This window comes from Actinomadura xylanilytica (genome assembly GCF_030283145.1).
Lineage (GTDB): Bacteria > Actinomycetota > Actinomycetes > Streptosporangiales > Streptosporangiaceae > Spirillospora > Spirillospora xylanilytica.
Genome location: NZ_JASNWE010000005.1, coordinates 223,160 through 249,600, shown reverse-complemented (window position 1 = coordinate 249,600; position 26,441 = coordinate 223,160). Strand labels below are relative to the sequence as shown.

Annotated in this window: 24 protein-coding genes and 2 riboswitches; of the genes, 9 read left to right on the top strand and 15 right to left on the bottom strand. The window is 73.7% G+C overall.

Annotation, left to right across the window (positions count from 1 at the left end; translation table 11 throughout):
- Positions 1-120 precede the first annotated feature (120 nt).
- Together QP090_RS30955 and QP090_RS30950 are read right to left on the bottom strand one after the other, a co-directional pair.
- On the bottom strand, positions 121-768 hold the full coding sequence (locus QP090_RS30955) for a nitroreductase family protein (RefSeq protein ID WP_285943092.1): 648 nt from the start codon (positions 766-768) through the stop codon (positions 121-123).
- A gap of 8 nt (positions 769-776) precedes the next feature.
- On the bottom strand, positions 777-2,156 hold the full coding sequence (locus tag QP090_RS30950; protein ID WP_285943090.1) for an MFS transporter: 1,380 nt from the start codon (positions 2,154-2,156) through the stop codon (positions 777-779).
- A gap of 138 nt (positions 2,157-2,294) precedes the next feature.
- Here QP090_RS30950 and QP090_RS30945 point away from each other — a divergent pair, with 138 nt between their 5' ends.
- From QP090_RS30945 to QP090_RS30935, 3 genes are all read left to right on the top strand, one after another.
- Complete coding sequence (locus QP090_RS30945; protein WP_285943087.1) at positions 2,295-2,744, top strand: MarR family winged helix-turn-helix transcriptional regulator; 450 nt, start codon at positions 2,295-2,297, stop codon at positions 2,742-2,744.
- 298 nt (positions 2,745-3,042) lie between these two features.
- Complete coding sequence (locus QP090_RS30940; protein ID WP_285943085.1) at positions 3,043-3,183, top strand: hypothetical protein; 141 nt, start codon at positions 3,043-3,045, stop codon at positions 3,181-3,183.
- A gap of 3 nt (positions 3,184-3,186) precedes the next feature.
- A complete protein-coding gene (locus tag QP090_RS30935; protein ID WP_285943084.1) occupies positions 3,187-3,369 on the top strand; it encodes a hypothetical protein in 183 nt (60 codons plus the stop codon).
- A 611-nt stretch (positions 3,370-3,980) separates the two neighbouring features.
- Here QP090_RS30935 and QP090_RS30930 read toward each other — a convergent pair.
- The 3 genes from QP090_RS30930 to QP090_RS30920 all read right to left on the bottom strand — a co-directional run bounded on the left by QP090_RS30930 (position 3,981) and on the right by QP090_RS30920 (position 7,129).
- Positions 3,981-4,964, bottom strand: a complete 984-nt coding sequence (locus QP090_RS30930; protein WP_285943083.1) for an ATP-binding cassette domain-containing protein — start codon at positions 4,962-4,964, stop codon at positions 3,981-3,983.
- Positions 4,965-5,016: 52 nt separating this feature from the next.
- Entirely contained in the window at positions 5,017-5,796 is a 780-nt protein-coding gene (locus QP090_RS30925; protein WP_285943081.1) for a VOC family protein, read from the bottom strand.
- A 142-nt stretch (positions 5,797-5,938) separates the two neighbouring features.
- Positions 5,939-7,129 (bottom strand): uroporphyrinogen-III synthase, encoded by a 1,191-nt coding sequence (locus QP090_RS30920; RefSeq protein ID WP_285943080.1) that lies wholly within the window; start codon positions 7,127-7,129, stop codon positions 5,939-5,941.
- A gap of 851 nt (positions 7,130-7,980) precedes the next feature.
- Between QP090_RS30920 and QP090_RS30915 the strand changes: the two genes are divergently transcribed.
- Both QP090_RS30915 and QP090_RS30910 read left to right on the top strand, forming a co-directional pair.
- Complete coding sequence (locus tag QP090_RS30915; RefSeq protein ID WP_285943078.1) at positions 7,981-8,502, top strand: NUDIX domain-containing protein; 522 nt, start codon at positions 7,981-7,983, stop codon at positions 8,500-8,502.
- 43 nt (positions 8,503-8,545) lie between these two features.
- A complete protein-coding gene (locus QP090_RS30910; protein WP_285943076.1) occupies positions 8,546-8,788 on the top strand; it encodes a hypothetical protein in 243 nt (80 codons plus the stop codon).
- 55 nt (positions 8,789-8,843) lie between these two features.
- Here QP090_RS30910 and QP090_RS30905 read toward each other — a convergent pair whose 3' ends face one another.
- The 3 genes from QP090_RS30905 to QP090_RS30895 all read right to left on the bottom strand — a co-directional run bounded on the left by QP090_RS30905 (position 8,844) and on the right by QP090_RS30895 (position 12,238).
- Positions 8,844-10,865, bottom strand: a complete 2,022-nt coding sequence (locus QP090_RS30905; protein WP_285943074.1) for a serine hydrolase domain-containing protein — start codon at positions 10,863-10,865, stop codon at positions 8,844-8,846.
- 118 nt (positions 10,866-10,983) lie between these two features.
- Complete coding sequence (locus tag QP090_RS30900) at positions 10,984-11,604, bottom strand: maleylpyruvate isomerase N-terminal domain-containing protein (RefSeq protein ID WP_285943072.1); 621 nt, start codon at positions 11,602-11,604, stop codon at positions 10,984-10,986.
- Positions 11,605-11,821: 217 nt separating this feature from the next.
- The gene (locus QP090_RS30895; protein ID WP_285943070.1) at positions 11,822-12,238 is read right to left on the bottom strand and encodes a plectin; all 417 of its coding nucleotides are present in this window, start codon (positions 12,236-12,238) and stop codon (positions 11,822-11,824) included.
- Positions 12,239-12,359: 121 nt separating this feature from the next.
- Here QP090_RS30895 and QP090_RS30890 point away from each other — a divergent pair, with 121 nt between their 5' ends.
- A complete protein-coding gene (locus QP090_RS30890) occupies positions 12,360-12,941 on the top strand; it encodes a TetR/AcrR family transcriptional regulator C-terminal domain-containing protein (protein ID WP_285943068.1) in 582 nt (193 codons plus the stop codon).
- 62 nt (positions 12,942-13,003) lie between these two features.
- On the opposite strand, the gene QP090_RS30885 is transcribed toward QP090_RS30890, so the two are convergent.
- Genes QP090_RS30885 through QP090_RS30875 form a run of 3 tightly spaced genes read right to left on the bottom strand, consistent with a single transcriptional unit; the run spans position 13,004 to position 15,872 of the window.
- Positions 13,004-13,669: a LutC/YkgG family protein gene (locus tag QP090_RS30885; RefSeq protein ID WP_285943067.1), complete on the bottom strand. Its 666-nt coding sequence runs from the start codon at positions 13,667-13,669 to the stop codon at positions 13,004-13,006.
- Positions 13,666-15,084, bottom strand: coding sequence for a lactate utilization protein B (locus QP090_RS30880; protein ID WP_285943827.1), 1,419 nt, complete (start codon positions 15,082-15,084; stop codon positions 13,666-13,668). Before QP090_RS30880 ends, QP090_RS30885 begins: the two co-directional genes overlap by 4 nt.
- Positions 15,085-15,143: 59 nt before the next feature.
- Complete coding sequence (locus QP090_RS30875) at positions 15,144-15,872, bottom strand: (Fe-S)-binding protein (protein ID WP_285943065.1); 729 nt, start codon at positions 15,870-15,872, stop codon at positions 15,144-15,146.
- A 439-nt stretch (positions 15,873-16,311) separates the two neighbouring features.
- Between QP090_RS30875 and QP090_RS30870 the strand changes: the two genes are divergently transcribed.
- Positions 16,312-16,515, top strand: a complete 204-nt coding sequence (locus tag QP090_RS30870) for a DUF5999 family protein (RefSeq protein ID WP_285943064.1) — start codon at positions 16,312-16,314, stop codon at positions 16,513-16,515.
- A 110-nt stretch (positions 16,516-16,625) separates the two neighbouring features.
- Here QP090_RS30870 and QP090_RS30865 read toward each other — a convergent pair whose 3' ends face one another.
- On the bottom strand, positions 16,626-17,279 hold the full coding sequence (locus tag QP090_RS30865) for an alpha/beta hydrolase family protein (RefSeq protein WP_285943063.1): 654 nt from the start codon (positions 17,277-17,279) through the stop codon (positions 16,626-16,628).
- A gap of 80 nt (positions 17,280-17,359) precedes the next feature.
- Here QP090_RS30865 and QP090_RS30860 point away from each other — a divergent pair, with 80 nt between their 5' ends.
- Positions 17,360-17,785 carry a PPOX class F420-dependent oxidoreductase gene (locus QP090_RS30860; RefSeq protein ID WP_285943062.1) on the top strand — a complete coding sequence of 142 codons (426 nt, stop codon included), beginning with the start codon at positions 17,360-17,362 and terminating at the stop codon, positions 17,783-17,785.
- Positions 17,786-17,956: 171 nt separating this feature from the next.
- Here QP090_RS30860 and QP090_RS30855 read toward each other — a convergent pair whose 3' ends face one another.
- A complete protein-coding gene (locus QP090_RS30855; protein ID WP_285943061.1) occupies positions 17,957-19,111 on the bottom strand; it encodes a tetratricopeptide repeat protein in 1,155 nt (384 codons plus the stop codon).
- Between the two features lie 172 nt (positions 19,112-19,283).
- Positions 19,284-22,163, bottom strand: coding sequence for an aminomethyl-transferring glycine dehydrogenase (gene gcvP / locus QP090_RS30850; protein WP_285943059.1), 2,880 nt, complete (start codon positions 22,161-22,163; stop codon positions 19,284-19,286).
- A 66-nt stretch (positions 22,164-22,229) separates the two neighbouring features.
- Positions 22,230-22,336: riboswitch (glycine riboswitch) on the bottom strand.
- Positions 22,337-22,432: riboswitch (glycine riboswitch) on the bottom strand. It abuts the riboswitch before it with no gap.
- A 366-nt stretch (positions 22,433-22,798) separates the two neighbouring features.
- On the opposite strand from gcvP, the gene QP090_RS30845 reads away from it, so the two are divergent.
- Positions 22,799-25,243 (top strand): lysylphosphatidylglycerol synthase transmembrane domain-containing protein, encoded by a 2,445-nt coding sequence (locus QP090_RS30845; protein WP_285943058.1) that lies wholly within the window; start codon positions 22,799-22,801, stop codon positions 25,241-25,243.
- A gap of 37 nt (positions 25,244-25,280) precedes the next feature.
- Here the strand turns inward: QP090_RS30845 and QP090_RS30840 are convergent, their stop codons facing one another.
- A complete protein-coding gene (locus tag QP090_RS30840; protein ID WP_285943056.1) occupies positions 25,281-25,886 on the bottom strand; it encodes a MerR family transcriptional regulator in 606 nt (201 codons plus the stop codon).
- Positions 25,887-26,441 lie beyond the last annotated feature (555 nt).

The following is a 26,441-nucleotide window of genomic DNA, read 5'->3' as shown; positions in this document are numbered from 1 at the left end:
GTCGGGTCGAGGGCCAGCGCGCCGGCGACGGCCGCGAGGGCGCGGCCCCGGGCCTGCGCGACGACGGGCGCGCCTTCGGCGGGCACGCCAGGCCAGGTGCCTGGCCTGGCGGCCGGGCATCTACCACCGGTCCCAGTGCAGGACCTGGTCGCGTGGGATGCGGGGCGCGGGTTTGAAGTCGGTACCGATGGTGTAGGCGAGCGGGATGAACGCGGCGAGCATGACTTTGTCGTAAGGGACGCCCAGTGTGGCGGCGAGTTCGCGTTCGAGCGGTCCTTGGGCGGTGGTCCAGGTGGTGCCTAGGCCGCGGGCGCGGGCGGCGAGCATGAAGTTCCAGGTCGCGGGCAGGATCGACCCCCATGTTCCGGATTGGACGGCCGCCGAGGCGCGGTCGGTGCGCCCTTCGATGGCGGGGATGACAAACGCCGGGACACGGTGGATGTTGTCGGTCAGGTGCCGCAGTCCGTCGAACACGCCCTGGGTGGAGCGCGGAGCATGGTTCATGCGGCGGATGTCGTGCTCGTTCAGCGGTTGGCCCTCGGCGGCGGCCAGCGCGCGGCGGAAGACGTCGCCCACCTTGCGGCGCGGGCCTGGCTCGGTGACCACAATGAAGTGCCAGCGTTGCCGGTTGCGTCCGGTGGGCGCCTGGGTGGCCAGGTCGATGCATTCTTCGATGAGCTTGCGCGGGACGGGCCGGTCGAGGTCGAGCCGCTTGCGGACGGCTCGGGTGGTGGACAGCAGTTCGTCGGGGGTCAGGTCGAGGGTCATCGTGGTCCTCAGGCTCGGGTGGAGGTCGGTGCGGTGCGCGTCGGCTCGGGTGCCGCAGGTTCGGCCCGAACGCGCAGGCCGAGATAGGCGGTGAACGCGCCGAGCAGCGAGAAGGTCCCGGCGGTCAGGAACGCCGCGTGGTAGCCGTCCAGCGGGGACGCCGGGATGGCCATCACGGCCGCCAGCACCGCTACGCCGATGCCGGCCCCGACCTGGACGGCGGAGGTGACCAGGCCGGAGGCCAGGCCCTGACGGTCGTCGGGCAGGCTCCCGACGGCGGCGATGTTGAGGCTGGGGAACGACAGGCCGTTGCCCACCCCGTGCACGATGAGCGCGGGTAGCAGCACGGTCGCATAGTCACCGGACGCGCCCGCCCGCAGGAACAGCAGGATCCCGGCGCCTTGGACGAGCAGCCCGAGTGCGGCGGTGCGCCGCAGACCCCAGCGCCCGATCAGCCGTCCGGCGAGGTTGGCGGTCACGACGATGGCCAACCCCATCGGGACGATCCCCAGCCCGGTGGCCAGCGCCGAGTACCCCAGCACACCCTGCAGGTAGAGGACGGCCACGAACTGCCAGCCGATCGTCGCGCACGCCCAGGCCAGCGCGGCCAGATTCGCTGAGGTGAGCCGTCTTGAACGGAACACGCCCAGCGGGACGAGCGGATCCCGCCGGCGCCGCTCGATCGCCACGAACCCGCCGAGCAGCAGGAGCGCCGCCACGCCGGCGAGCCAGTTCGTTTCGGTGAGCGCGTAGACCAGCAGCAGGACGCCGCCGGTGACAGTGCCGGCGCCTGCCGCGTCGAATCCGGTGCGCGGGCCGTCGGTGTGTCCGGCCGGGATCACCCTGGGGGCGACGGCCAGCACGAGCAGCGCGACGGGCACCGGCAGGAAGAACACCAGCCGCCAGTTCACGTCGGTGAGCAGCCCGGAGGCGATCAGCCCGGCGCTGTAGCCGGTGGCCCCGGCCAGCGCGTACCCGCCGAGCGCCCGGTTGCGGCGCGGCCCCTCGGGGAACCTCGTGGTGATCAGCGACAGCGCCGCCGGGGCGGTCAGCGCGGCCGCGATGCCCTTCACCACGCGGGTGGCGACCAGGAGCCAGCCGTCCGAGAGCAGGCCGCCTGCCAGGCTCGCGGCCGCGAAAACCGCCAGCGACGCCAGGAACATCCGGCGCCGTCCGAACAGGTCGGCCAGTCTCCCACCGAGCAGCAGGAACCCGCCGTAGGCGACCGCGTAGCCGGACATCAGCCATTGCAGCGTGCTGTCGGGCAGTGCCAGATCTGCGCCGATGGCCGGCAGCGCCACGCCCATCAGCGACAGGTCCATCGAGTCCAGAAACACCGCCGTGCACAACAGAATCAGGGCCGCCGTCGCCCGGCGGTCGGAACGCATCACCACAACACTCCATCTTTGAGCAGATAATCTATGGACAGACGATCACGACCGTATGATCGCCAATGATCTGCTGTCAAACAATCGCCCAAAAGATGGTTCTGGTAGTCTCGGGCAGGTCGACAGAGCAGGAGACCCATGCCGTCCAAGACCGCCCGTCCGGCGTACTTTCCGGCGCTCGCGGCCGAACGTCCCGACATCGCGATGTGCCGCGCCTCGGCGTACCTGGCCCGCGCCGCCGACGCCCACGCCACCCGGCACGGCCTCGGTGTCGGCCAGCACCTGGTGCTCAAGATGCTCGACACCGTCGGCCCCTGCTCCCAGCAGGTGCTGAGCGAGGAACTGCGCATCGACCGCAGCGTCATGGTGAACGTGTGCGATGACCTGGAGCAGTCCGGATTCGTCCGCCGCGAACGCAACCCCGAAGACCGCCGCTCTTACGCCGTCACCCTCACCGACGAGGGCCGCGAACGCCTCGCCGGGGCCGAGAGCACTGTCTCCTCCTACCTGGACGAAACATTCGCCCCCCTCACCACCAGCGAACGCGCCCAGCTCACCGCCCTCATCAACAAGCTCATGCAGCTCTGATTCCAGGGGAGGCGCGGACCACGCGTTGATCAGCTTTGACCGTCCCCCGGACCGTGAATGATGCGGTGGATGGTGGAGCGTCCGACGCTGTACTCCGTAGCCAGGTCGGCCAAGGACACCTAGGCTCCGAACCTGATCCAGGAAACAGCTCCTAGTCGCCGAGTGGAAGGGCGCTGTACTCGACGGCTGCAGCATCGAGGAGTGGATGCGAGCTTTGGAGGGGCAACGCGCGGCCGACAGACGGCTTCGAGGTGAGCGCGACCCGGCCCTACACGCCGTCACCTTGGGGGAATGGCTGTTGACCACATGGCTGCCCAGCCAGCAACTGGAGGACAGCAGCGTCAAGAACTACCGGCATCACATCGAGCAGCGGATCAATCCCTGGTTCGGAGAACGCACCCCCGACAGCATCACCGATCCCGGGGAGATCCGGCTCTGAGAGATGAGCCTGCGCGGACGATTCGCCGGATCGACTCCCCTGCAGCTCCTTCTGACGGCCGAGCGGATCGCTCTGCTGACCGGCCGCGACATCGACCTGGCGATGTGGGTGCTGTGCGCATGGTGCGGGCTGCGCTGGGGCGAACTCATGGGGCTCCAGCGGCAGCCTTCACGGGCACCAAGTTGAAGATCGACACCCAGCTCCACAATGCCGGATCCGGGTACCGCTGCAAGTTCCCCAAGGATGCTTCGTTCCGCAACGACGACCCGCGGTTCTTCGGCGCGCTCGAAACAGGGCGGCCATCCCGCCTGGCGGACCCACGGAGACACGTGCTGGACGCCGGCCTGCGACGGCCCGCACCCGACGGTCGCCGCAGGCCGCATCAAACCTCGGACTGCCAGGCCGGTGCTGGTCGACCTCGGCGGCGGCTGGCCCGGCGTACCTCTGAGGCCGGCGCCGCCTCCGGCCGTGGGTTCGGCGATATGGCCGCCACGCGAGCACGGGTTCCCCAGGTACGACCTACCAGCGGATGCGGGACAAACTGGTGGCAGCGCTGCAGCGGCGGTGGGAGAGTGCGCTCGATGCCCGACTGGCGATGAGTCCGACCTCGCCTGTGCCGCTGTTGAACCGGCTTCTCGAGGGCCGGCGCCGGAAGATCGCAGGAGTGCCCCCGTCATGATCATCTCCCAATCGTCTCCCAATCGTCCGTCTCCCAGCGGCGATCGGGGTTTGGCCGCCGCTGCTTCGGATCGGCTGGCCCGGCCCGAAGAAGGGTCAGATATGAGTGCTGAGCTGGGCTATCGTCCCTTCGCGTGCATCGCCAGGCGCATCTGGTCGCTGGCGGAACCCTCGGCGTCGCGGATCGTCGTGCCGGTGAACGACATGTAGACGTCGTCCAGCGACGGCCGCGCCACGCTCACCGAGCGGATCGGGACGCCGAGCTCGGCGAACAGCCTCGGGACGAACACCTCGCCCGAGGCGACCGGGAAGGTCACCGCGCCCTCGGCGACGACGGCTTCCAGGCCGAACCGCGCCTTCAGCGCGGTGATCGCGGCCGGGTCGTCGGCGGTGCGGATCTGCACCCGGTCCTTGCCGACGCCGGCCTTGAGCGCCTCGGGGGTGTCCAGCGCGACGATGACGCCGGAGTCCATGATCGCGATGCGGTCGCAGTACTCCGCCTCGTCCATGTAGTGGGTCGTCATGAAGATCGTGATCTCCTCCGTCTCCTTGAGGTGACGGATGTACTCCCAGATGGACGAGCGGGTCTGCGGGTCGAGGCCGACGGTCGGCTCGTCCAGGAACAGCACGCGGGGCGAGTGCAGCAGGCCGCGGGCGATCTCCAGGCGGCGCTTCATGCCGCCCGAGTAGGTCTGCACGAGATCGCGGCGGCGCTCCCACAGTCCGACCATCTCCAGCACCTGCCCGATGCGGTCGGCGGTGAGCGAGCGCGGCACCCCGTACAGCTCTGCGTGGAAGCGCAGGTTCTGCTCGCCCGACAGGTAGCCGTCCAGCGTCGGGTCCTGGAAGACCAGGCCGATGCGGCGGCGCACGTCGTCGCGCTGCCGCACCACGTCGAACCCGGCCACCCGAGCCGAGCCCGAGGTCGGCCGCAGCAGCGTGCAGAGCATGTTGATCGTGGTCGACTTGCCGGCGCCGTTCGGGCCGAGGAAGCCGAAGACCTCCCCCGGCCAAACGGCGAAGTCGATCCCGCGCACCGCCTCCGCGTCGCCGAACCGCTTGATCAGTCCGGCGACCTCGATGGCGGGTTCCCCGTCCGTCATGCGGCCTCCTCGGCGTCGCGGATCGGCCGACGGAGCCGGAGACGCCGGACGGTCAGGAGTTCATCTGGATGATGGAGAAACGGCCGCCCTGCGGGTCGGTCAGGGCGGCGATCCGGCCCACGGGGATGTCGAGGGCCGGGCCCGGCGCCGCGCCGCCCAGCTCGACGGCCCGCGCCCTGGTGGCGTCGCAGTCGGCCACGGCGAAGTAGACCGTCCAGTACGGCGCGACGTCGGCGGGCCAGGAGCCGCCCATCTCGATCATGCCGCCCACGGTCGTGCCGCCGTTCTCCCACTCGGTGTAGGGGATCGGGCCGGAGGACTGGGTGTCGCCCCGCCAGCCGAGCACGGTGCCGTAGAACTCCTTGGCGGCCTCCACGTCGCGGCAGGCCAGCTCGCTCCATACGTAGGTGCCGGGCTCGTTCACCACGGCCGCGCCGGAGAACTCCTTCGGCTCCCACAGGCCGATCGCCGCGCCCGACGGGTCGGCCAGCAGCGCCATCCGGCCGAGGTCCATGACGTCCATCGGGCCCATGAACACCCGCCCGCCCGCGCCCTCCGCCGCCTTGGCCGTGGCGTCGGCGTCGGCGACGCTGATGTAGGTGGTCCACAGGACCGGCTGCCCCTCGGCCTGGAGGGGCATCATCCCGGCGATCGGGCGGCCCGGATCGCCGGCGAGGGAGACCATCGTGTAGCCCCCGGCGGCCGGATCGGGCTCGGTCCGGGTGTGCCAGCCGAGGAGCGCACCGTAGAAGGCGATGGCCGCCTCCAGATCGGACGTGCCGAGATCGGTCCAGCACGGCGTGCCGGGCTCGTACGAGGTTCTTTCCGGCATGTCCGACTCCCCTTTCCTCACCGGGCCGCGCGTTCGGCGGCCCCTTTTGAAGGCTAGGTCGGACCTGGCAAAACACCCGGATATGGACGGACACGGTAGGGGCAAGAGCCCTCGGCGACCGGCGCCGCGGCCGGCGCCGGGTTCAGCCGCCGAGGCCCGCGCGGAGCTGTCCGGCCGGCCGGGGGTCGCCGGCGAGCCGGTAGCCGCGCTTGACGACCGTCTCGACGATCCCGTTGCGGCCGAGGCCACGCCGCAGCCGGGCCACCGCCATCTCCACCGCGTGCTCGTCGGCCTGCGGGCGCGCGTCCCGCGACCATGGCGAGCCGCCCACGACCAGCCGGCCGGGCAGCACCCCGCACAGCTCCGCGCGCGACACCACGTGCCCGGGGTGCCGCGCCAGCGCCCGTAGGATCGCCATCGGCGCCGGCGCGATCGGCCGCAGCTGCCCGTCCAGCACCACCGCGTGGCCGCGCAGCTCCAGCAGGAGGCCGCGGACGTGGACCCGGCGGGCCCGCCGCAGCGGCAGGTCGGACACCAGTGCGCGGACCAGCGCGCCGATCCTGGCCCGCTCGGGCTGGACGGTCGGCACGCCCCGGTCGGTGAGGGCCTGGGCCGTCACCGGCCCGACACAGGCGGCCACCACGTGGGTGCGCAGCGCCTCCAGCAGCGGCTCCTCCAGTCCGTCCTCGGCCGCGACCGCGAGCGTCGCGGCGACGGCGGGCGCGCTGGTGAAGGCGACCGCGTCCACGGTCCCGGTGACGGCCTGGCCGACGAGCCGGCGCAGCGGCGTGGAGTCCTCGGTCCGCGACCAGCGGTAGACCGGGATGTCGATCACCTCGGCGCCGGCGTCGCGCAGCGCCTCGATGAACTCCGGATGCCGCTCGCCGTAGAGCTGGACGGCGACGCGGGCGCCGTCCAGGTCCCTGTCCAGCAGGTGGTCGATCACCTCGGCGCAGCCCTCCGACGCCGGCGACCACCGCTCCCGGAGCCCGGCCGAGCGGATCGCCTCGCGCGCTTTGGGGCCGCGCGCCACGATGCTGGTCTCGGCGAGCCGGCCGAGGAGGGCCTCGCGCATGCCCCATCCGTCCGCGGTCTCCAGCCAGGCCCGGAAGCCGATGCCGGTGGTCACCACGGCGTAGTCGAGGGGCCGTTCGATGCACGCGCGGGTCGCGGTCAGCAGGTCGCCGTCGTCGGGCAGCGGGACGAGCCGGATCGCAGGGGCGTGCACCACCCGCGCGCCGTGCCGCTCCAGCAGCGAGGTCAGCTCCTCGTGCCGGCGGGCCGCGGTCACGCCGACGGCGAACCCGGCCAGCGGCTCACTCTCGGTGGTCATGGGCGAACGCCACCTCCACGCGGTCTCCGGCCGGGTCCCGGGTGAGGACGGCGTCGTGGGTCGTGGTCATCGGGCGGCAACCTCCAGGCGGGGCCGGTCACCGGGACCGGCGGGATCTGCTGCGTTCGGGCTCGAGGACGCGGGACGTGAAGCGGCCGGGCCGAGTGTCGGCGACGCCACGGCCCCGGGCCTTGACGTTGTAAGGTCGAGGCGGAGCGCCCGCGCCTGGTCCGCCCGCCCCCCTCCGAGGTCCATGAGCCGATCCTCAGCAGGGGCCGTTTCGCGTTTGCGTCACCTTTGTCACCGGCGTGTTAAAAGACGCTCACCGCGAAATCGAATCGTGCCCGACGGACGATCCGCACCGAAAGAATTCCCGGCATTCTTTCGAAAAGCACAAAACCCGCCGCGGTCGCGCGTGTCTCCGCACACGCGGCGGGCGCGTCCCGTCTCGGCGCCCGCTCCGGCGACAACCCACTCGGCCGGCTGTCACTCAGCGTCGTCCCGTGTCGCAGCGCGCAGTGCGGACGGTGCGGTGGGTCCCGGACGCACAGCGAGCCCGTTCGCGCCGGATATACCCCTTGTGTCCCGTGTGTGACCTGCCGGTCAAGAGCCGCTCACGGCGGCCCGTTCGCCAAGGTCAGGCGGCACCTTCCCGGAGCCTCGGGCGGGCCCGGGCGAGAATTCTTGACGATCACGTGTCAAGCGTTGTCGACCGTTGTCATGGCCCATTCGTCGCCGCAGGGCCGGTTACCGAACGGATTGGCGGCGGCCCGCCGATCTCGCGAACGGATGCGGCCCCCACCCCCGCCGCGGGCGGGTGGGCGCGCGCCCATCCGGCCTAATCTCGGAGCATGCCCGACCTTGAGTACTACGCCTCGCTGCCGCGGACGCGCGGCGCGGCGTCGGCCCTGCTGCTCGACGATCTGGGGCGGGTGCTCCTGGTCAAGCCCACCTACAGCGCGGGCTGGTTCCTGCCGGGCGGGGTCATCGAGGAGGGCGAGTCCCCGCTGACCGCGTGCGTGCGCGAATGCCAGGAGGAACTCGGCCTCGTCCCCCGGCTCGACGGCCTCGTCTGCGTCGACTGGGGCGCCCCCCGCGACGGCATCGACGCAGTGAACGTCTTCGTCTTCGGCGGCGCGATCACAGGTGCCGAGCTCGGCGCGATCCGGCTGCCGCCCGACGAGCTGTCGGGCCACGTGCTGGTGGCCCCGGAGCGGATCCCCGACCTGGCCCCGCCGCACGTCGCCCGCCGGATGGCGCCGAGCCTGCGGGCCCTCGCCGAGCAGCGTGTGCTCTACCTGGAGGACGGCCGCGAACCGGTGTTCGGCCAGCCCGGGGCCGTCCGGGGATACAACCGCGCGCCATCTGGGTAGATCGCCTACGGAGGCGACGGACGGAGAACTGGGGGAACCGTCGATGGCGGCCTGTGAGGTCTGCGGCAACGACTACGCGATGAGCTTCGAGGTGCACGCGCAGGGCGTCGTGCACACCTTCGACTCGTTCGAGTGCGCGATCACCCGGATGGCACCGATCTGCGAGCACTGCGAGTGCCGCGTCGTCGGGCACGGGGTCGAGGTCGACCGGCACTGGTACTGCTCGGCCCACTGCGCCAGGGCCGCCGACCCGCGCGGCGCCGAGCTCGTCAGCGACCACGCCTGACCGGGCGTCCGCCCGCCGGGGAGGGCGGGCCCGGGGGCCCGCCCTCGGGGACGGTTCACAGGTAGCAGAACACGTCCTGGATGAACTCGTCGTCGAAGTCCACGTCGTCGGCGCGGCGCTGGTCGGAGTAGGCCCAGCTCAGGCTGCGCGAGCCGTCCTCGGAGTGGACCGACCAGGTCCGGTACCCGGGGATGCTGCCGTCGTGCCAGTAGACGTTCTTGCCGCACCAGGTGGTCCGGAAGATGCCGAGGCCCGCGTACTTGCTGCCCACTCCGCTGTAGACCAGGCTGCTCTTCATCTCGTTCGCTCCGGCCGCGCCGGTGACCGAACCCCTCAGCAGGGCCTTGTAGAAGGTGTTGAGGTCGGAGACGCTGGAGATCATCTGGCCGCCGGTGGCCCAGCGCGAGGCGTTCTGCCCGGTCACCTCCACCGCGTCGGACGCCGCCGGGTCCCACCAGTAGCCGCGCAGCCGCACCGAGGAGATCGCGGTGTCGGACGGCACGGACGTGGCGGACAGCCCGAGCGGGCCGATGATGTCGCGGAAGACCGCGTCGGAGTAGGAGCGCCCGGTGAGCCGCTCGATGATCATGCCGATGACCAGGTAGTTGCTGTTGGAGTAGCTGTAGCGGGCGCCCGGGGCGAACACCGGGGCGTGCCGGTTCACGATCTCCAGGAGCTGCGCGTAGGTGAACCCCTGGGTCATCGTGGTGGCGAAGTCGGGCTGGTCCTCGGTGAAGTTGTACAGGCCGCTGGTGTGCCGCAGGAGCATCCGCAGCGTAATCGAGCCGCCCCCGTTGACGCCCGGCAGGTAGGTGGAGACCGGGGCGTCCAGCGACACCGTGCCCGCCGCGGCCAGCTTCATCAGCTCGGCGGCGGCGAAGGTCTTGGAGACGCTGGCGATGCGGACCCGGGCGTCCACCGTGGTGCCGAACGCGTAGCCGATCTTGCCGAGGGTGGAGTCGCTCAGCTCGGCGACGGCCCCGCCGCCGTGCGCGAGCGCGGTGTGCACCACGGTGTTCTGCACCATCGCCGTGGCGAGCGGGGTGCCACTGGCCGCCTCCCTGCTCATCGTCCCGATGAACCGCTCGCGGCCGTTCTCGGTGTACCCCTGTGCGGTGATCAGCCGGCCGCCCATCCGCAGCGCCTTCTGTTTCAGCTCGTCGTGGGTGAACCCGTGCCACCAGCCGGGCGAGTAGCCGGTGGTGTTGCGGAGCATGATCGCGTTGAAGGTGCCGTCGTCGTTGCGGCTCGCGTCCACGATCCGCGCGCCGTTCTGCCGGATCTGGTCGTTGACCGCTCCGTCGGAGCCGCCGAACCACCACCAGAACGTCTGGTCGCTCCCCGACATGAGCATGTCGTAGCGGCGGGTGCCGCCGTCGTCGAACGGGCGGACCCGGGTCACCCGGCCCCCGATCGCCTGCTGCTGGCCGATCACGTAGTTCTGGTCGCCGTAGTACCACCACCAGCCGCGCGCCCCGGCGCCGGTGTTGTCCAGCAGCGCGACCGCGAAGCGCCAGCCGTCGGACGTCCAGTACCGGCTGATCGACACCGGGCGCTGGCTGTAGGCGTTGGCCGTGTCGACCACCCCGGCCTCGGTGAGGCCGTACCAGAGGCCCCAGCCGCTCACCCAGTACGCGCCGGTGTTCTTGACCAGGGTCGCGGTGAACAGCACCTGCGAGCCGGGCTGGACGGCCAGGTCGCTGATCCGCGCGTCCTGCGACCGCGCGTAGTCGACGATCTGCTCGGCGGTCCAGCCGTTGACCGTCCACCACTGGGTGGGCGCGGTGAGCAGCTGATCGTCGCCGTAGGACTCGTCGAACGCCGCCGCGGCGCGCGCGCGGCTCGCCGGCCTGGGCGTCGCGGCCTTGACGTTGCGGCCCCCGGACGAGCGGTCGCCGACGACGGGCGTGCCCGACCGGGGTTTCGGCGCGGACGCGGCGCGCTGCGCGCCGTGCCCACCGCGCGCGCCCTGCCGGCCGGCCGTACTGGACGGGCCGGGCGGCGCGGCGCCCGCCGGGCTCGCCAGCCCCAGCAGCAAGGCCAGGGTCGTCAAGAAGGACAGGACGCGTCGCCCCACGGAAGCCCACCTTTCACCAGTGATCACTGGCAAGGAAACAGGCGATCGCGACCGTGATCAAGCCCCAGGACCAAGATCACCAATTTTCGGGCATCCGAATGCGGCATTCGGTACCGGGTCAGGCGGGCCAGCCCGGAGACCGGCCGGACGAGCGGAGCACAGTCTCCCACGGGTCGCCCGCGCCGAGCGGCAGGTGCGGGACGCCCCAGTGCCAGGCCGACACCAGCAGCTCGGGATCGCGCGGCCGGTAGTCGCCGCCCGCCGCGCGGGCCAGGTCCCAGGCGTGCAGGTGCCATTCGACGCAGGCCGCGCCCGCGTGGTCGCCGACGGTGTACTTGGTACCCCGGTAGATCAGGTGGGTGCGGTCCCACATGTCGGGCATCAGGTCGGCGTAGGCCCCGGCGGACACGGTGAAGGCGACGATCCGCTCCGGACCCGGCTCGGGGTGCAGCACCGCCAGCTCGGTGGCGTTCTGCCGGGCCTGCTGGCGGATCAGCACCGCGCTCGCCACCTCCCGGGCGAACAGCTTGGCCAGCCGGCTGTCCGGCGCGTCCTGGAGGTACTCCAGGTAGTTCTCGGCCACGCAGCGCAGGTGCCCGGCCAGGTCGATGGCCTGCCAGTCGGCGCAGGGGGTCGGCACGCTCCAGTCGTCGACACGGGCCGCCATCGCCCGGATCGCCCGCACCCCGTCCGCATAGGACCCGAGGACGCGATGCCGGTCCGGCGGCGTGCGCTCCAAGTGAATGTTCCCCCCGCGTCCAGAGCACCGTCTCGGTGTGCGGCCCCCTTCGCCGGAGCGCGTCCCGCGCGCCCGTCGCGGTCCCGCGCGACGTCGGCGCGGAGCGCCCCGGCGTTCCCCAAGGGGGCAGAATCTCAAAGTTCGGCGGCCGGTGCCACTCGGTGACGTGGTGTCGCGCGAGTGGCCGCTGCACGCCCCCGGCGCGCCGGCCGCGGCGTCAGACGCCGATCGCCGGTCCCGGCCGGAAGCTCAGCTTGTGGGTCTCGCGGGCGGTGCGCAGCCGGTCGACCTCGGCGGTCCACGGCCGGACCGAGTGCCGGGCCCCGGCCCGGCGGCGGGCGATCTCGGCGGCGCGGCGGGCCTTGGCGTCCTGGGCGCCGGTGACGTAGACCTTGGGGCCCATCTCGACGCGCTCGCCGGCCTCGGCGGCGGCGAGCACCTCGGTCAGCGTGGCCTCGAACGCGCGGGCCAGCGGCCGGAGCTCGGCGGCGGGCCGCTCGTCCGCCTGGGCGGCGCGCAGCGCGTGCTCGGCCCCGGTGGCGGCGGCGAGCCGGTCCCGGTAGGTCGCGGCCAGCCGCCGGTCGGCCTCATACGGCTCTGCGACGTCCTTGCTCACCCGGCGGCCCAGCGACATGGCGGTGCTCCTCAACGTTCCGATCTTCAAGACGCGATCCAGGCAAGGGTACGCGCGGCGCCCGGCGTGTTGTGCCAGGGGACACCAAACTCCGGCCCTTTACGCAGTAAGGTGATCACTTATGGTCCGTCAGCCCAGCATCAACGCGCAGCACCGCCCGCCGCTCTCCATCGAGCGGATCATCGAGGCCGCCCTCCAGATCATCGACGGCCAGGGACTCGGCCGACTCACCATGCGCAGGCTCGGTGACGCGCTGGAGGTCGAGGCCATGGCGATCTACCACCACCTCCCCCGCGGCAAAGAGCAGCTCCTGGACGGCCTGGTCGAGCACGTCGCCGCCGTCCCGGCCGAGACGCACAGCAGCGCGAGCTGGCATCGCGCGCTGCGTGAATGGGCGGGCGCCTACCGCGAGCGGCTGCTCGCCCACGCCGGGGTGCTGCCGCTGGTGGTCACCCGGCGCAACCCGGTGGCCCTCGTCCCGACCGCCGCCTCGATCCAGGAGCTGCTGCGGCAGGGCGGCGTCACCGAGGCCAAGGCCGCCGTCGCGGCGCACACGCTGCTCGGGTACGTGATCGGGCACGCGGCGCTGGAGGTGCGCGGCACGGCCGAGGGCGTCCCGCCCCTCCCCGAGGGGCCGGTCGACTGGGACGCCCGCTTCGTCGCTGGCCTCGACCTCGTCCTCGCGGGCGTCGCCGCCCGCTGACCACCGCCGCCTTCCAGACCGCCCCCTGCGCCGTCCGCCGCCGGGACCATCGCGGGGCGCGGTCAGTCCTCGACGACGAGCACCTCCAGCAGGCGGGGGCCGTGCACGCCCTCCACCCGGGACGCGCCGATGCCGCGGGTCGCCGACGGGCCGCTGATCCAGGTGAGCGGACGGCGCGGGTCGAGGCGCCCGATCGCCTCCGGGACGGTCCCGACGATCTGGTCGGCGTGCACCACGCACAGGTGGTAGCCGGGCACCAGCGTGAGCGCCCGGCGTCCCTGGGCGCGCCCGGCGTCCAGCACGACCGTGCCGGTCTGCGCGACCGCCACCGCGCAGCCGGTCACCACGCCGTCCACGTCGCCGAGGGTCTCCAGGTCGGTCGCGGGCGAGTCGGCGAGCGCGCGCACCCCGTCCAGCTCCGACAGCCATCCGAACGGCAGGTCGGCCGGGACGATGATCCGCTTGGCCTCCCTCCCCCACAGCGCGGCGGCGACGGCGGTGGCCAGGTCGTCGGCGCTCACGTGCCGGACAAGCGCGCGGTGGTCGGCGACCCGCTCGCTGAACAGCGCGAGCACGTCGGCCCGGCCCTCGGCGCCCGCCCCGGGATCGGCTCCGGCGCCCGGCCCGGGAAGCTGCCGGCGGTAGCCTCGCGGGACGTCGGCCGCCGCGCCGCGCGCGCCGCCGATCGCCTCCCGCACCCGCCGCAGCACCTCGTCGCGGGAGCTCACGGGCGCCCGCCGCGCGCGCGGGACGGCCGGCCGGCCCACCAGAAGCGGAAGCTCTCGGCCGGCGGGGCGGGCAGGTCGCGGGCGTCGCTCCATGTGCCGAGCAGGCCGGGCAGCCGCCGGATCCGCCCGCCGCGCGACAGCAGCCGGGCCCAGCGGGTGCCGCGCCGCAGCGCCGTCTCGTAGCGGCGCCGGTCGCCCAGCGTCCACGCCGCTCCGCGCATCATCAGCAGCTCGGGCGAGGGCACCGGGCGGTGCCGGCGCGACTCGACCACCCGTCCGCGCAGGTGGACCAGGATCTCCGGGATGTCGATCTTCACCGGGCAGACGTCCGCGCACGCCCCGCACAAGGTGGAGGCGAACGGGAGGGACGCGTGGTGCGCGCTCTTGACACCGCGCAGCTGGGGGGTGAGCGCCGCGCCGATCGGGCCCTGGTGGACCGGTCCGTAGGGGACGCCGCCGGTGCGCTCGTACACCGGGCAGACGTTCAGGCAGGCCGAGCAGCCGATGCAGCGCAGCGCGGCCCGCCCGATCTCGTCGGCGAGCGCCTTGGTGCGCCCGTTGTCGAGCAGCACCAGGTGGAACGCGCGCGGGCCGTCGCCCGGCGTGATCCCCGTCCAGGTGGACACGGCCGGGGTCATCCGCTCCCCGGCGGACGAGCGGGGCAGCAACTGGAGGAAGACCTCCAGGTCGGTCCACGACGGCACGACCGTCTCGATGCCGGCCACCGCGATCAGCGTGCCGGGCAGGGTCAGGCACATGCGGCCGTTGCCCTCGGACTCCAGCAGCACCATCGTGCCCGTCTCGGCCACCATGAAGTCGACGCCGCAGACCGCGACGCCCGCGGTCAGGAACCGCTCGCGCAGATCGGCGCGGACGGCCGCGACCAGGTCGGCGGGATCGTCGGTCAGGTCCGGCGGCGCGCCGGGCAGGCCCCGCAGGAACAGCTCGCGGATCCGCGCCGGGTCGGGATGCGCGTCCGGGCCGTCCGGGACGGCGCCGAGGCCGGCGATCACCTCGGCCAGATCGGTCTCGTGGGTGGTGACGCCCACCGCGGCCAGTGCCGCGTCCAGCCCGATCTCCCGCGCCGCCGCGGGCTTGACCTTGAGCACCCCGGTCTCGCCGGTCGCCCGGACCAGCCCGGTGACGACGCGGCGGGCCTCGGCCGCGCCGGCCGCCCAGTGCACGGTGCCGCCGGCCTCGGTGACGGCGCGCTCCAGCTCCTCCAGGTGGACGTCGAGGCCGAGCAGCGCCGCGTCCTTGATCGCCCGTCCGGCCTCGCGGAGCGCCTCCCAGTCGTCCAGCTCGGCGGCGGCGCCCGCCTGCCGGGCCCGTCCGGCCTCGGTGGCGCTGCGCAGGCCGCGGCGCAGCCGGGTGTCGGCCAGGGCGTCCCGGGCGGCGGTCGCGAACTTGGGCATGGGCGGCGGGACCGGCCCGTCCCCCGCGCCCGGCGCTCTGCCGGCCGGTCCGGAGGGGGTCATCCCGGCCCCGTCTCCGCGAGGATCTCGGCCAGGTGCATCACCCGCACGCCGCTGCGCAGCCGGGACAGCGCCCCGCCGATGTGGGTCAGGCAGGAGTTGTCGACCGAGCAGACCACGTCGGCGGACGTGCCCCGGACGTGCCGGACCTTGTCGGCCACCATCGCCACCGACACGTCGGCGTTCTTCAGCGCGAAGGTGCCGCCGAACCCGCAGCACTCGCCGGCGGCGGGCAGCTCGACCAGCTCCAGGCCGCGCACCGCGCGCAGCAGCCGCAGCGGCCGGTCGCCCACCCGCAGGCCCCGCGTCGAGTGGCAGGTCGGATGGTAGGTGACGCGGTGCGGGAAGTAGGCGCCGACGTCGGTGACGCCGAGGACGTCCACCAGGAACTCCGACAGCTCGTAGACCGCCAGGTCCTCGGCGGCGCGGGCGATCGCGGGATCGCGCGCCGCCCGCGCAATGCGCGGGAAGGCCTCGCGGACGGTCGCGGCGCAGGACGCCGACGGCGTCACCACCACCTCGCGGCCCTCGAACGCGGCGGCGAAGCCCCGGGCGAGGTCGGCGGCCTCCCGGTGGTAGCCGGTGGTCCAGTGCATCTGGCCGCAGCAGCCCTGCCCCGGCGGGAAGACGACCTCGTGGCCGAGGCGCTCCAGCAGCCCGGTCACCGCCCGGCCGGTGCCGGGGAACAGCGCGTCGTTGAAGCACGCGACGAAGAGCGCCACCCGCACGGCGGCCTCACCTCCCCCTTCACCCGCTCCGCGTGGCCATCGTAGGGGCCGTGGCCGCCAGGTCCAGGGCGAACGACCGCACACCCGTGGCCACAGGGGGACGCGGCCTCCGCCCAGGGACCGGCGGCGGCAGGACGGCGTCCCGGCGGCGTCCAGGGGCGTCCCCGGCGGGCGGTTCGGGGCGGCCCGCCGCCGTCCGGCCGAAAGATCGGGGCAGAGTTCACCGAACCGACGGCGTGTCGTTCTTCGCCCGATATCGCGCAGAGGGCACGCTATGCCTGACACCTCGGGGTGAGACGGGTCACAGCCGTCCGGTACTCCGGTACCAGGGACAACCGTCCCAACGGGCTATGGCCGCGATGAAGCGAACCGTTCCACACTGAGGTGCGTCACAAGAGGAAGCACCAACCACCGAGTAGTTGAGACCGGAGGCACGCCGATGTGCCCGCACCAGCCGCCCTGTCCCTCTCCCGACCGATCCGATCGCGACGCCGCGCGGACGCTGGCCAGCCACCCCGAGCAGGGGTGGAGCCTGCTGTGCAACGGCGTCGTGCTCTTCGAGGACACCGGTGAGCTGCTGCCCAACGGGGGGATCATCGCACCGCACCGGCCGACGGACCTGAAGGCTCCGTCCGCCGCCTGACCGGTTCCCGCACGGGGACTAGTCCGAACGGGTGATCATTCTCGGGGGCAACGCCACCTGCCCGGAACCTCTGGGCCGATCCCGGTCCGGAGGCGCGCTCCACCCCGCCGCTAGGCGGTCGTCCGGCCCGCTCCGGCGGGCCGGCGTCCAGCCGCCCGCGGTCCGGCCGACCAGCGGCGCAGCCACGGCCCGGCCGCCGCGCCCGCCGCCGCGGGGTCCTTCGCCAGGTCGTGCCGCTCGCCGGGGAGCACGGCCACCTGCGCCGCGTCCGCCGCGTCCGGTATCCCGAACGGGTCCCGGTCGCCGTTGACCACCAGTACCTCCACGCCCGCCGCGCGCAGCTCGCCGGCGCGCGACTTGTCCGGCTTGCCCGGGGGGTGCAGCGGGAATGCCAGCGCGATCACGCCGGCCGCGCCCGCCTCGCGCGCCGTCCGGCACGCCACCCGCGCGCCGTTGCTGCGCCCGCCCTGCACCAGCGGGACGTCGCCGTACCGCCGCCGGAGGGCCCCGACGATCTCCAGCCACGCCTCGTCCTGCTTGGCCGCCGGGCCGGGCGCCCGCCGCCCGGCGGCGCGGAACGGCTGGAGCACGCGTGCGACGGCGCCGCCGAGCCCGAGCGCCACGTCGCGGACGGCGAGCAGGTCGGGGGCGTCCACTCCCCCGTTCGACCCGTGCGTGAGGACCAGGAGGAACGGCAGGCCCGCCGGGCCGTCCGGCTCGTCGAGGACGGCCTCGGCGGGGCCGTGCGCCGTCACGATCTCCATGCCTCCACGCTAGCGGCCCGCCCGCGGCCCGCCCGCACCGGCCTCCGGGTAGGAAGATCGCTTGAGGCAGACTGGGGGGCATGAGGGAAATGACTGAGGACGAGTGGCGGGCGTTCGTCTCCGCGGGCACCCGGACCGGCAAGGTCGGCGTGACCCGCAAGGACGGCGCCCCGCACGTGACCCCGATCTGGTTCGTGCTGGACGGCCCCGACCTGGTGTTCAACACCGGCAAGGAGACCATCAAGGGCCGCGCCCTGAAGCGCGACCCCAGGGTGTCGATCTCCGTGGACGACCAGGTCCCGCCGTACTCCTACGTGGCGATCCAGGGCGAGGCGACGCTCATCGACGAGCACGCCGAGAAGCTGGAGTGGGCCACCAGGATCGGCGAGCGCTACATGGGCGCGGACCGGGCCGAGGAGTTCGGCACCCGCAACGCGGTGCCCGGCGAGTACCTGGTGCGGGTGCGGATCGGCAAGGTGGTCGCCCATCGCGACCTCGCCGGCTAGGTCCTGTCTCAAAGTGCTTCGGCCGTCGGCGAGCGCGTTACCTGGCCGGCGGGGCGAAGCCGGAGGCGAGCCCTCACCGGCCAGATCGCGAAGCGATGTCGCGCTCGCCCAAGCACGGTCGGCGTCCGAGCCCTAGGCGAGAACGCCGGGCCGGGCGTTTGGAAACACGGCCTAGGCGTCGGGCCAGCCGGGCGGGAGGGCCTGGGCGGGGGCGCCCATCGCCAGCCGGAGCCGCTCGGCGAAGCTCTCGTGCAGCAGCGGGCCCCAGGCGTAGTCGCTCGGTACGCGGACGGCGCCGCCGAGCAGCTCGTGGGTCTGGTCCGGGGGACGCTCCCCCGGACCCTCGGCGTACCGGACGGCCAGCAGCGCGTACATGTGGTCGAGGGCCCCGAACGCCTCGCCGGTCAGGGCCGGCAGGGTGCCGTCGGAGACGGACTGCTCGACCACGGGCTCCCACCACAGGTCGGCGGGGTCGGCCTCGTCCTCGTCGCCGCCGAAGTCGCGGCGGAGCCGGGCCCGCACGTGCGCGGCCACCCCGGGGTCGGCCAGGCCCCGGCGCCACACCTCCCTCGCCTCGGCGCCACGGCCGCGCAGCGGCAGCGTCCGGGCGAGCAGTTCGGTGGCGAGCGGGCCCACCTCGGCGTCGGCGGGCGTGCCGTCCTCGCCGAGAGCGGCGCCGAACGCGCCGATCGCCTGGTCGAGGCAGGCGATGCCGAGCGCGACGGCGAGCCGCGCGTAGGCGTACGGGGCGGTGCCGCGGTCGATCAGCTTCAGGCCCGCGGTGAGGATCCGCTGGGCGCGGGCGGCCTCGCCGCGCTCCAGCAGCCGCTGGGCGAGGTCGTGCGCGGCGAGGGAGCCGTACTCGGCGTCCCCAGTCGCGATCGCGTCCTCCCAGTGGCCGCGCGCGGCCTCGAACTCGCCGGCGTCGTCGGCGAGCCGGGCCAGCGCCAGGTGCGCCGGGGGCAGGTAGGCCGGGTTGCCGAAGCCGACCACGGCCCGCCAGGCGGGCCCGGCCCGGTCGTGCTCCCCGGCCCGCTCGTGGGTGAGCGCCAGGTGGTAGGCCGCGCGCGGGCCGTACTCGGGATCCCCGGTCGCGATGGCGGCGTCGTCGGCGGCGCGGGCGCCCGCCACGTCGCCCGCGTCGTCGAGGAGGACCGCGAGCCCGAGCGCCGCGCGGGCCCGGTAGGGGGTCTCGCCCAGCGCGAGCACCCGCTCGAACAGGGCGGAGGCCCGCTCGGCCTCGCCGTCCTCGGCGAGGCGCCGGGCCTCATCGCACAGGCTCGCCGGGTCGTCGGCGGCGGACGCCGCGTCCGGGGACTTGGTCATCGGTCTTCTGCCCTCTGGGGGTCGGGGTCTGCGGAGAGCCTAGCGACCCGGCCCGCCCGCGTCTCGCGACGGCGCGGGTCAACCCGGCAGTCAAGATCACGATTGGGGACGGCCGCCGCGTCCCGCCGCGCCCCACCGGGCGGGACGCGGCGGGACGCGGCGGGCCCGCGGCTCAGTCCTCGAACGCCTCGGGCGGCGGGCAGGAGCACACCAGGTTGCGGTCGCCGTAGGCCTGGTCGATCCGGCCGACCGGCGGCCAGTACTTGCCCTCGCGCAGCGACGGCAGCGGGTAGGCGGCCTCATCGCGTGTGTAGGGGTGCTTCCAGTCCTCGGTGACGAGGGCCACGGCGGTGTGCGGCGCGTTCTTCAGCGGGTTGTCGTCGGGGTCGTGGCCGCCGTCCGCGACCCGCTGGATCTCCCCGCGGATCGCAATCATGGCCTCGGCGAACCGGTCGAGCTCGGCCAGGTCCTCGCTCTCGGTGGGCTCGATCATCAGGGTGCCGGCCACCGGGAAGGACAGCGTCGGAGCGTGGAAGCCGTAGTCGATCAGCCGCTTGGCCACGTCCTCGGCGGTGATCCCGGTCTCCTTGGTGATCTTGCGCAGGTCGGCGATGCACTCGTGCGCGACCAGGCCGTTGCGGCCGGTGTACAGGATCGGGAAGTGCGGGGCGAGCCGGGCGGCCAGGTAGTTGGCGCCGATGATCGCGCCCTCGGACGCGGCGCGCAGCCCGTCCGGGCCCATCATCGCGATGTAGGCCCAGGAGATCGGCAGGATGCCCGCCGAGCCCCACGGCGCGGCCGAGATCGGCCCGACCCCGGTCCCGGCGGGGCCGGCCTCGGCGCGCAGCGGGTGGCTCGGCAGGAACGGCGCCAGGTGCTCGCGGACGCCGACCGGGCCGACGCCGGGGCCGCCGCCGCCGTGCGGGATGCAGAACGTCTTGTGCAGGTTGAGGTGGGAGACGTCAGAGCCGAAGTCGCCGGGCCGGGCGAGGCCGACCAGCGCGTTGAGGTTGGCCCCGTCGACGTAGACCTGGCCGCCCGCCTCGTGCACGGCCGCGCAGACGTCGGAGATGGTCTCCTCGAACACGCCGTGCGTGGACGGGTAGGTCACCATGATCGCGGCCAGCTCGTCCCCGTGCTTGGCGATCTTGGCGTGCAGGTCGGCCATGTCGATGTTGCCGCCGTCGTCGCACTTCACCACGACCACCCGCATCCCCGCCATCACGGCGCTGGCGGCGTTGGTGCCGTGCGCCGACGAGGGGATCAGGCAGACGGTGCGGTCCGTCCGGCCGCGCGAGGCGTGGTAGCCGCGGATCGCCAGCAGCCCGGCCAGCTCGCCCTGCGAGCCGGCGTTGGGCTGCACCGACACCCGGGCGTACCCGGTGATCTCGGCGAGCCGGTCCTCCAGCTCGCCGATCAGCTCCAGGTAGCCGGCGGCCTGCTCGACCGGGGCGAACGGGTGGAGGTCGGCGAACTCCGGCCAGGTGACCGGCTCCATCTCCGAGGTCGCGTTCAGCTTCATCGTGCAGGAGCCGAGCGGGATCATCGACCGGTCGAGCGCGATGTCCTTGTCCTGGAGGCGGCGCAGGTAGCGCAGCATCGCGGTCTCGGAGCGGTGGGCGTGGAACACCGGGTGGGTCAGGTACGGGCTCTCGCGCCTGAGGAACGCCAGGCCGTCCGCGCCGGACCCGGCCGGCACCGCGCCGTCCAGGCCGAACGCCCGCCGCACCAGCGCGACGTGCTCGTGGGTGGTGGTCTCGTCGCACGCGACGGCGACGTGGTCGTCGTCCACCAGCCGGAGGTTGATCTCCAGCTCGCGGGCGCGCGCGACGATGCCCGCGGCGCGTCCCGGCACGCGGGCCAGCACCGTGTCGAAGAACGCGCGGTGGACGATCTCCACGTCCGGACCCTCGAGCCCGGCGGCCAGCGTGGCCGCGTGGCCGTGGACGCGCTGGGCGATCGCGGCCAGGCCCTCAGGGCCGTGGTAGACGGCGTACATGCTCGCCATCACCGCGAGCAGCACCTGGGCGGTGCAGATGTTGCTGGTGGCCTTCTCGCGGCGGATGTGCTGCTCGCGGGTCTGGAGCGCCAGCCGGTAGGCGGTCGCGCCCGAGGCGTCGACCGACACGCCGACCAGGCGGCCGGGGAGCTGCCGCTGGATGCCCTCGCGGACGGCCATGTAGCCGGCGTGCGGCCCGCCGAACCCGTACGGGACGCCGAACCGCTGCGCCGAGCCGACGACGATGTCGGCGCCGGACTCGCCGGGCGGGCGCAGCAGCGTCAGCGCGAGCAGATCGGCGGCCACGACCGCCTGGGCGCCGCGCTCGTGCGCCTGCGCGATGGCCGGCTCCAGGTCGCGGACGGCTCCCGACACGCCCGGGTACTGGAGCAGCACGCCGAAGAAGTCGCCTTCGGGCAGCCCGCCGGACAGGTCGGCGGTGACCACCTCGATGCCGAGCGGGACCGCGCGGGTCCGTACGACCTCGATCGTCTGCGGGAGCGCGTCGGCGTCCACCAGGAAGGTGCCCGGGTCCTTGCGCTTGGACAGCCGGTGCGCGAGCGCCATGGCCTCGGCGGCGGCGGTCCCCTCGTCCAGCATCGAGGCGTTGGCGACGGGCAGGCCGGTGAGGTCGGCCACCACGGTCTGGAAGTTGAGCAGCGCCTCCAGCCGGCCCTGGGAGATCTCCGGCTGGTACGGGGTGTAGGCGGTGTACCAGCCGGGGTTCTCCATCACGTTGCGCAGGATCACGCCGGGGGTGATCGTGCCGTGGTAGCCGAGGCCGATCATGGAGGTGAGCACGGTGTTGCGCGCGGCCAGCTCGCGCAGCCGGGCGAGCGCGGCGGTCTCGCTCAGCGCGGGCGGCAGGTCCAGCGGGCCGGCGGCGCGGATCGCGGCGGGCACCGCGGCGTCGATCAGCTCTTCGGGGCCCGAGTAGCCGATGGCCGCGAGCATCCGGTCCCGGTCGGCCGGGGACGGCCCGATGTGCCGGTCGGCGAAGGTCGAACGGGGATTCTGCGGCGACGCCACCGGCGCGAAGTACTGGGCTGTCATTCGGGGAGCCTCCTGGGCTGCTGCGGTCGCTCAGGGCCACCGCCGGCCTCCGCGGGCCGGCGGCAGGTCTCCCCCTCTGTCATCGGCACCTGAGAGCTTCACCCGCCTGGCGGGGTTTCCCCTTCGGTGAGGCGGCGTTCCCATGGAGGGACGCGCCTGCTTTCCAGAGGTGCCTCGCCCGAGCGGTCCTTTTTGCCTGAGAGGTTCCGGGGAGGTTGCCCCTTCGGCGTCCCACGCTGGCGGCGTGGGATCTCTCCCGCACAGGGTCGACGGCATGTCCGATACGACCCTACCCAACCCGCGGGCCGGACGATCGTGGCGCCCCCACCCCGCCGCCGGGGCCGGGGCGCACCGTCCCGCCACCCGTTCGCCACCCGTTCGCCGCCGGCCCGGCGGCCGTTCGCCCTTCCCCCCGCGGTTCGCCTGACAAGTACGATATCCACAGCTCACGGCGAGGAACGGGGCCTGGGCACGGGACGACGAGGGGGATGTGAGCCGGGTGGACGCGCGCGGCCGGGTCGACGCCGCGCCGCCGGATCTGGGACGCTGATCACAGTGACAGGCCCCGACGGCGGTGCGGTGTGACGCGGACCCGCGGCGAGACGGCCCCGACCGGGCCGAACACGGTGTCCGCCGTGCCCGTGGACGAGCCGCCCCGCCCCGACCGGATCCGCCGCCCCGCCGACGCGATCCGCTTCGCGGCCGCCCTCGCCGGGCTGGCCGCGATCATGCTGCTGGTGTCCATCGCCCAGCAGACCACGCACGGGCTCCAGACCGACATCGCCGAGGGCACCGCGCACGCCCCGCGGCTGCTGCTGTCCCTGGCGACGCTGGCCTCCAGCTTCGGCGTCCTGGCGGTGCCGGTCGCGTTCGCGGTCGAGCGGCTGCTGCACAAGGACGGGATGCGGGTCGCGATCGCGCTGCTGGCCGCGGTGATCGCGTTCGGGCTCACCGTCGTGCTGGACGACTGGGTGGTCCCGGCCGCGCCGGGCGGGGTGCTCGACTCGCTGATCTGGGGCGGCACCGAGACCGCGCCGGTGCACACCGACATCGCGCCGGTGATCGCGTTCGTCAGCGCGGTCGGGATGACCGGCCGGGCCCGCTGGCAGGCCGCCACCTGGACGATGATCGGGCTGGCCGCGCTGACCGGCCTGACCGCCGCCTACGCCTCGGTCGCCGCGCTCGCCGCCACCTACCTCCTCGGCCGGGCCATCGGGCACGGCACCCTGTACGCCGTCGGCACGCCCAACCCGAGGCCGCCCGGCGCCGCCGTGGTCGCCGCGCTGGAACGGATCGGGCTGCGGCCCGTCCGCGCCCGCAGCCTCTGCGACGACGACCTGCCGGTCAACGCCGACGACCCGCGCCGCTACGCCGTCACCCTCGGGCCCGCGCCGGACGCCGCGCCCGGCGGCGACGGCCTCGCCGCCGCCGGGAACGGGCACGGGCCGTCCGGCGCCGGGCAACGGCTCGAGGTGCGGGTGCTCGACCGCGACCAGCAGAGCGCCGGGCTCTTCTACCGGATCTGGCGGCTGCTGCGGCTGCGCGGGGCGACCACCGGGCGGGCGCTGCGGTCGCTGCGCCGCTCCCTGGAGCAGGAGTCGCTCATGGCGTACGCGGTGGACGCCTCGGGCGCCCGCACGCCCCGGCTGGTCGGGACCGCGGAGGTGGGCACCCAGGCGGCGCTGCTCGCCTACGCCCAGGTGCCCGGCCGCCCGCTCGGCGCGGTGCCCGACGACGACCTCACCGACGCGCTGCTCTCCGACGTGTGGCGGCAGTTCCAGCGGCTCCAGGCGAGCCGCCTCGCGCACCGCCGGCTGGAGGGCGAGGCGATCCTCGTCGGCGACGACGGCCTGGCCTACATCACCGACCTGCGGGCCGGGGAGATCTCGGCGGGCGACCTGGCGCTGCGGCTCGACCTGGCGCAGCTGCTGACCACCCTGGCGCTGCGCACCGGGCCCGAGCGCGCCGTCGCCGGCGCGGCGGCGGTGCTGGGCGAGGAGGCGCTGGCCTCGGCCGTGCCGCTGCTCCAGCGGGTGGCGCTGTCACGCGCCACCCGGTCGGCGCTCCGGCACGACCGGGATCTGCTCTCCCGGATCCGCGAGCAGATCGTCCGGCTGAAGCCCGAGACCGAGGCCGCGCCGATCCGGGTGGAGCGGTTCCGGCCCCGCACGATCGTCAGCATCGTGGCGCTGACGATCGCCGCCTACATCGTCTTCCCCCAGCTCAGCAGCGTCGACCTGAAGGAGCTGGTGACCAGCGCGACCTGGTGGTGGGTCGCGGTGGCGCTCGGCGCCGCGGCGGTCACCTACCTGGCGGCGGCGTTCATGCTGATGGGCTTCGTGCCCGAGCGGCTGCACCTGGGGCGCACGGTGCTGGTCCAGGTGGCGGCCTCGTTCGTCAAGCTGGTCGCGCCCGCCGCGGTCGGCGGCGTGGCGATGAACACCCGCTACCTCCAGCGCTCGGGGGTCCGTCCCGGCCCAGCGGTGGCGAGCGTCGGCGCGTCCCAGCTGATGAGCATGATCACGCACATCCTGCTGCTGATCATCTTCGGGTTCATCACCGGTTCGACCCACACCGCCACCCGCGACCTGGCCCCGTCCCGCAAGATCGTCATCGTGCTGCTGGCGGTGGCGGTCCTGGTCGGGGCGGCCCTGACCATCCGGCGGGTGCGGCGGGTGGTGACCGGACGGCTGAAGGCGATGTTCTCCGGGGTGGTGCCGCGCCTGGTGGACGTGCTTCAGTCGCCGAAGAAGCTGTGCACCGGGATGGGCGGCACGCTGCTGCTCACCCTCGGCTTCGTGGTCTGCCTGGACTCCTGCATCCGGGCCTTCGGCGGCTCGCTGCCCTGGACCGCGGTCGTGGTGGTCTTCCTCACCGCCAACGCGCTCGGCTCGGCGGCGCCGACGCCGGGCGGCCTGGGCGCGGTCGAGGGCGCGCTCACGCTGGCGCTGACGATCTCGGGGCTCACCGCCGAGACGGCGACGTCGGCCGTGCTGCTGTACCGCCTGCTGACGCTGTGGCTGCCGGTGCTGCCCGGCTGGGCCGCCTTCGCCTACCTCCAGCGCAAAGAGGCCATCTGAGGTCCGTCCGGGCCGGTCCGCGGGCGCGCGGAGGGGGTCAGCCGGTCCTGCGGACGCGGCGGCGGTGCGCCAGCTCGTCCTGCGGGTGCCCCGCGTCGTCGTCATCGTCGCGGGCGGCCTTCTCGCCGGGCAGCTCGGCGAGGCTGCCCTCGACCTCCTGCCACACCCGGCCGAGCGCTATGCCGAAGACGCCCTGGCCGCCCTGGAGCAGATCGACGACCTCGTCGGGCGAGGTGCACTCGTACACGCTCACGCCGTCGCTCATCAGGGTGATCTGCGCCAGGTCGTTGACGCCGCGGTCGCGCAGGCAGGACACCGCGACGCGGATCTGCTGCAACGAGACGCCGGTGTCGAGCAGCCGCTTGACGACCTTCAGCACCAGGACGTCGCGGAAGCTGTAGAGCCGCTGGCTGCCCGAGCCCTGCGCCGCGCGGACGCTCGGCTCCACCAGCGCCGTGCGCGCCCAGTAGTCGAGCTGGCGGTAGGTGATGCCCGCCGCCGCGCAGGCCGTGGGACCGCGGTAGCCGACGTCCTCGGGCGGCGACGACACCTGGGTGTCGAAGAGCAGGCCCTGCTCTCCGGCGCGCTGGGACGCCATGTGCCTGTCGGGGGTCGCCCTGCCCTCGCCGCTGCTCACCGCCACGCGGACCTCCGGCTTCTATCAGCCCGCCGCGCTCCGTCAAGGGGGTTTGACGGATTGCACCACGGGTGTTCCACCAGCACGGTAGGTGCCGGTCAGAGTGTGGTCAACGTTCGCCGTCGGCGCGTCGCATGCCCGGATGAACCGGCTTCACGTGGGCAAACTGCGCACCTCCGACCTCTACGCACTCCTACCCCGGTCGTCACCCAGCGGAAACGGCCTGGTCCCGGGCAATGCACGAGCACGCAGCGGGGAGCACGAACGTGCAATCCACGCCCCCGGTCACCGGAAACCATCGGTGAGCGCGCCACCTCGGTCAACGCGACGCGCCGGGCGGACGGCCACCCGGATAAGACCGGAGACGCCGGGAGAGGACGGAAGAGGGCGGAGACGGCACGGAACGCACTGTAACGCCCGATGCGTCACACGGGCGCCGCCGGGCCGAAGGCAAGGACGAAACCACCCCGGCCGGACGGCGGGCCCGGTCCGCGCACAAGGGCCGGGGGGCGGGCCGGTCGGCGCACAAGGGCCGGGGGCGGGCCCGGTCGGCAGGTAAGG

Coding starts and splice junctions, on each gene's coding strand:
- QP090_RS30955 (WP_285943092.1), bottom strand. CDS start 768: ATGACCCTCGACCTGACCCCCGACGAACTGCTGTCCACCACCCGAGCC.
- QP090_RS30950 (WP_285943090.1), bottom strand. CDS start 2,156: ATGCGTTCCGACCGCCGGGCGACGGCGGCCCTGATTCTGTTGTGCACG.
- QP090_RS30945 (WP_285943087.1), top strand. CDS start 2,295: ATGCCGTCCAAGACCGCCCGTCCGGCGTACTTTCCGGCGCTCGCGGCC.
- QP090_RS30935 (WP_285943084.1), top strand. CDS start 3,187: ATGAGCCTGCGCGGACGATTCGCCGGATCGACTCCCCTGCAGCTCCTT.
- QP090_RS30930 (WP_285943083.1), bottom strand. CDS start 4,964: ATGACGGACGGGGAACCCGCCATCGAGGTCGCCGGACTGATCAAGCGG.
- QP090_RS30925 (WP_285943081.1), bottom strand. CDS start 5,796: ATGCCGGAAAGAACCTCGTACGAGCCCGGCACGCCGTGCTGGACCGAT.
- QP090_RS30920 (WP_285943080.1), bottom strand. CDS start 7,129: ATGACCACCGAGAGTGAGCCGCTGGCCGGGTTCGCCGTCGGCGTGACC.
- QP090_RS30915 (WP_285943078.1), top strand. CDS start 7,981: ATGCCCGACCTTGAGTACTACGCCTCGCTGCCGCGGACGCGCGGCGCG.
- QP090_RS30910 (WP_285943076.1), top strand. CDS start 8,546: ATGGCGGCCTGTGAGGTCTGCGGCAACGACTACGCGATGAGCTTCGAG.
- QP090_RS30895 (WP_285943070.1), bottom strand. CDS start 12,238: ATGTCGCTGGGCCGCCGGGTGAGCAAGGACGTCGCAGAGCCGTATGAG.
- QP090_RS30890 (WP_285943068.1), top strand. CDS start 12,360: ATGGTCCGTCAGCCCAGCATCAACGCGCAGCACCGCCCGCCGCTCTCC.
- QP090_RS30880 (WP_285943827.1), bottom strand. CDS start 15,084: ATGCCCAAGTTCGCGACCGCCGCCCGGGACGCCCTGGCCGACACCCGG.
- QP090_RS30870 (WP_285943064.1), top strand. CDS start 16,312: ATGTGCCCGCACCAGCCGCCCTGTCCCTCTCCCGACCGATCCGATCGC.
- QP090_RS30865 (WP_285943063.1), bottom strand. CDS start 17,279: ATGGAGATCGTGACGGCGCACGGCCCCGCCGAGGCCGTCCTCGACGAG.
- QP090_RS30860 (WP_285943062.1), top strand. CDS start 17,360: ATGAGGGAAATGACTGAGGACGAGTGGCGGGCGTTCGTCTCCGCGGGC.
- QP090_RS30855 (WP_285943061.1), bottom strand. CDS start 19,111: ATGACCAAGTCCCCGGACGCGGCGTCCGCCGCCGACGACCCGGCGAGC.
- gcvP (WP_285943059.1), bottom strand. CDS start 22,163: ATGACAGCCCAGTACTTCGCGCCGGTGGCGTCGCCGCAGAATCCCCGT.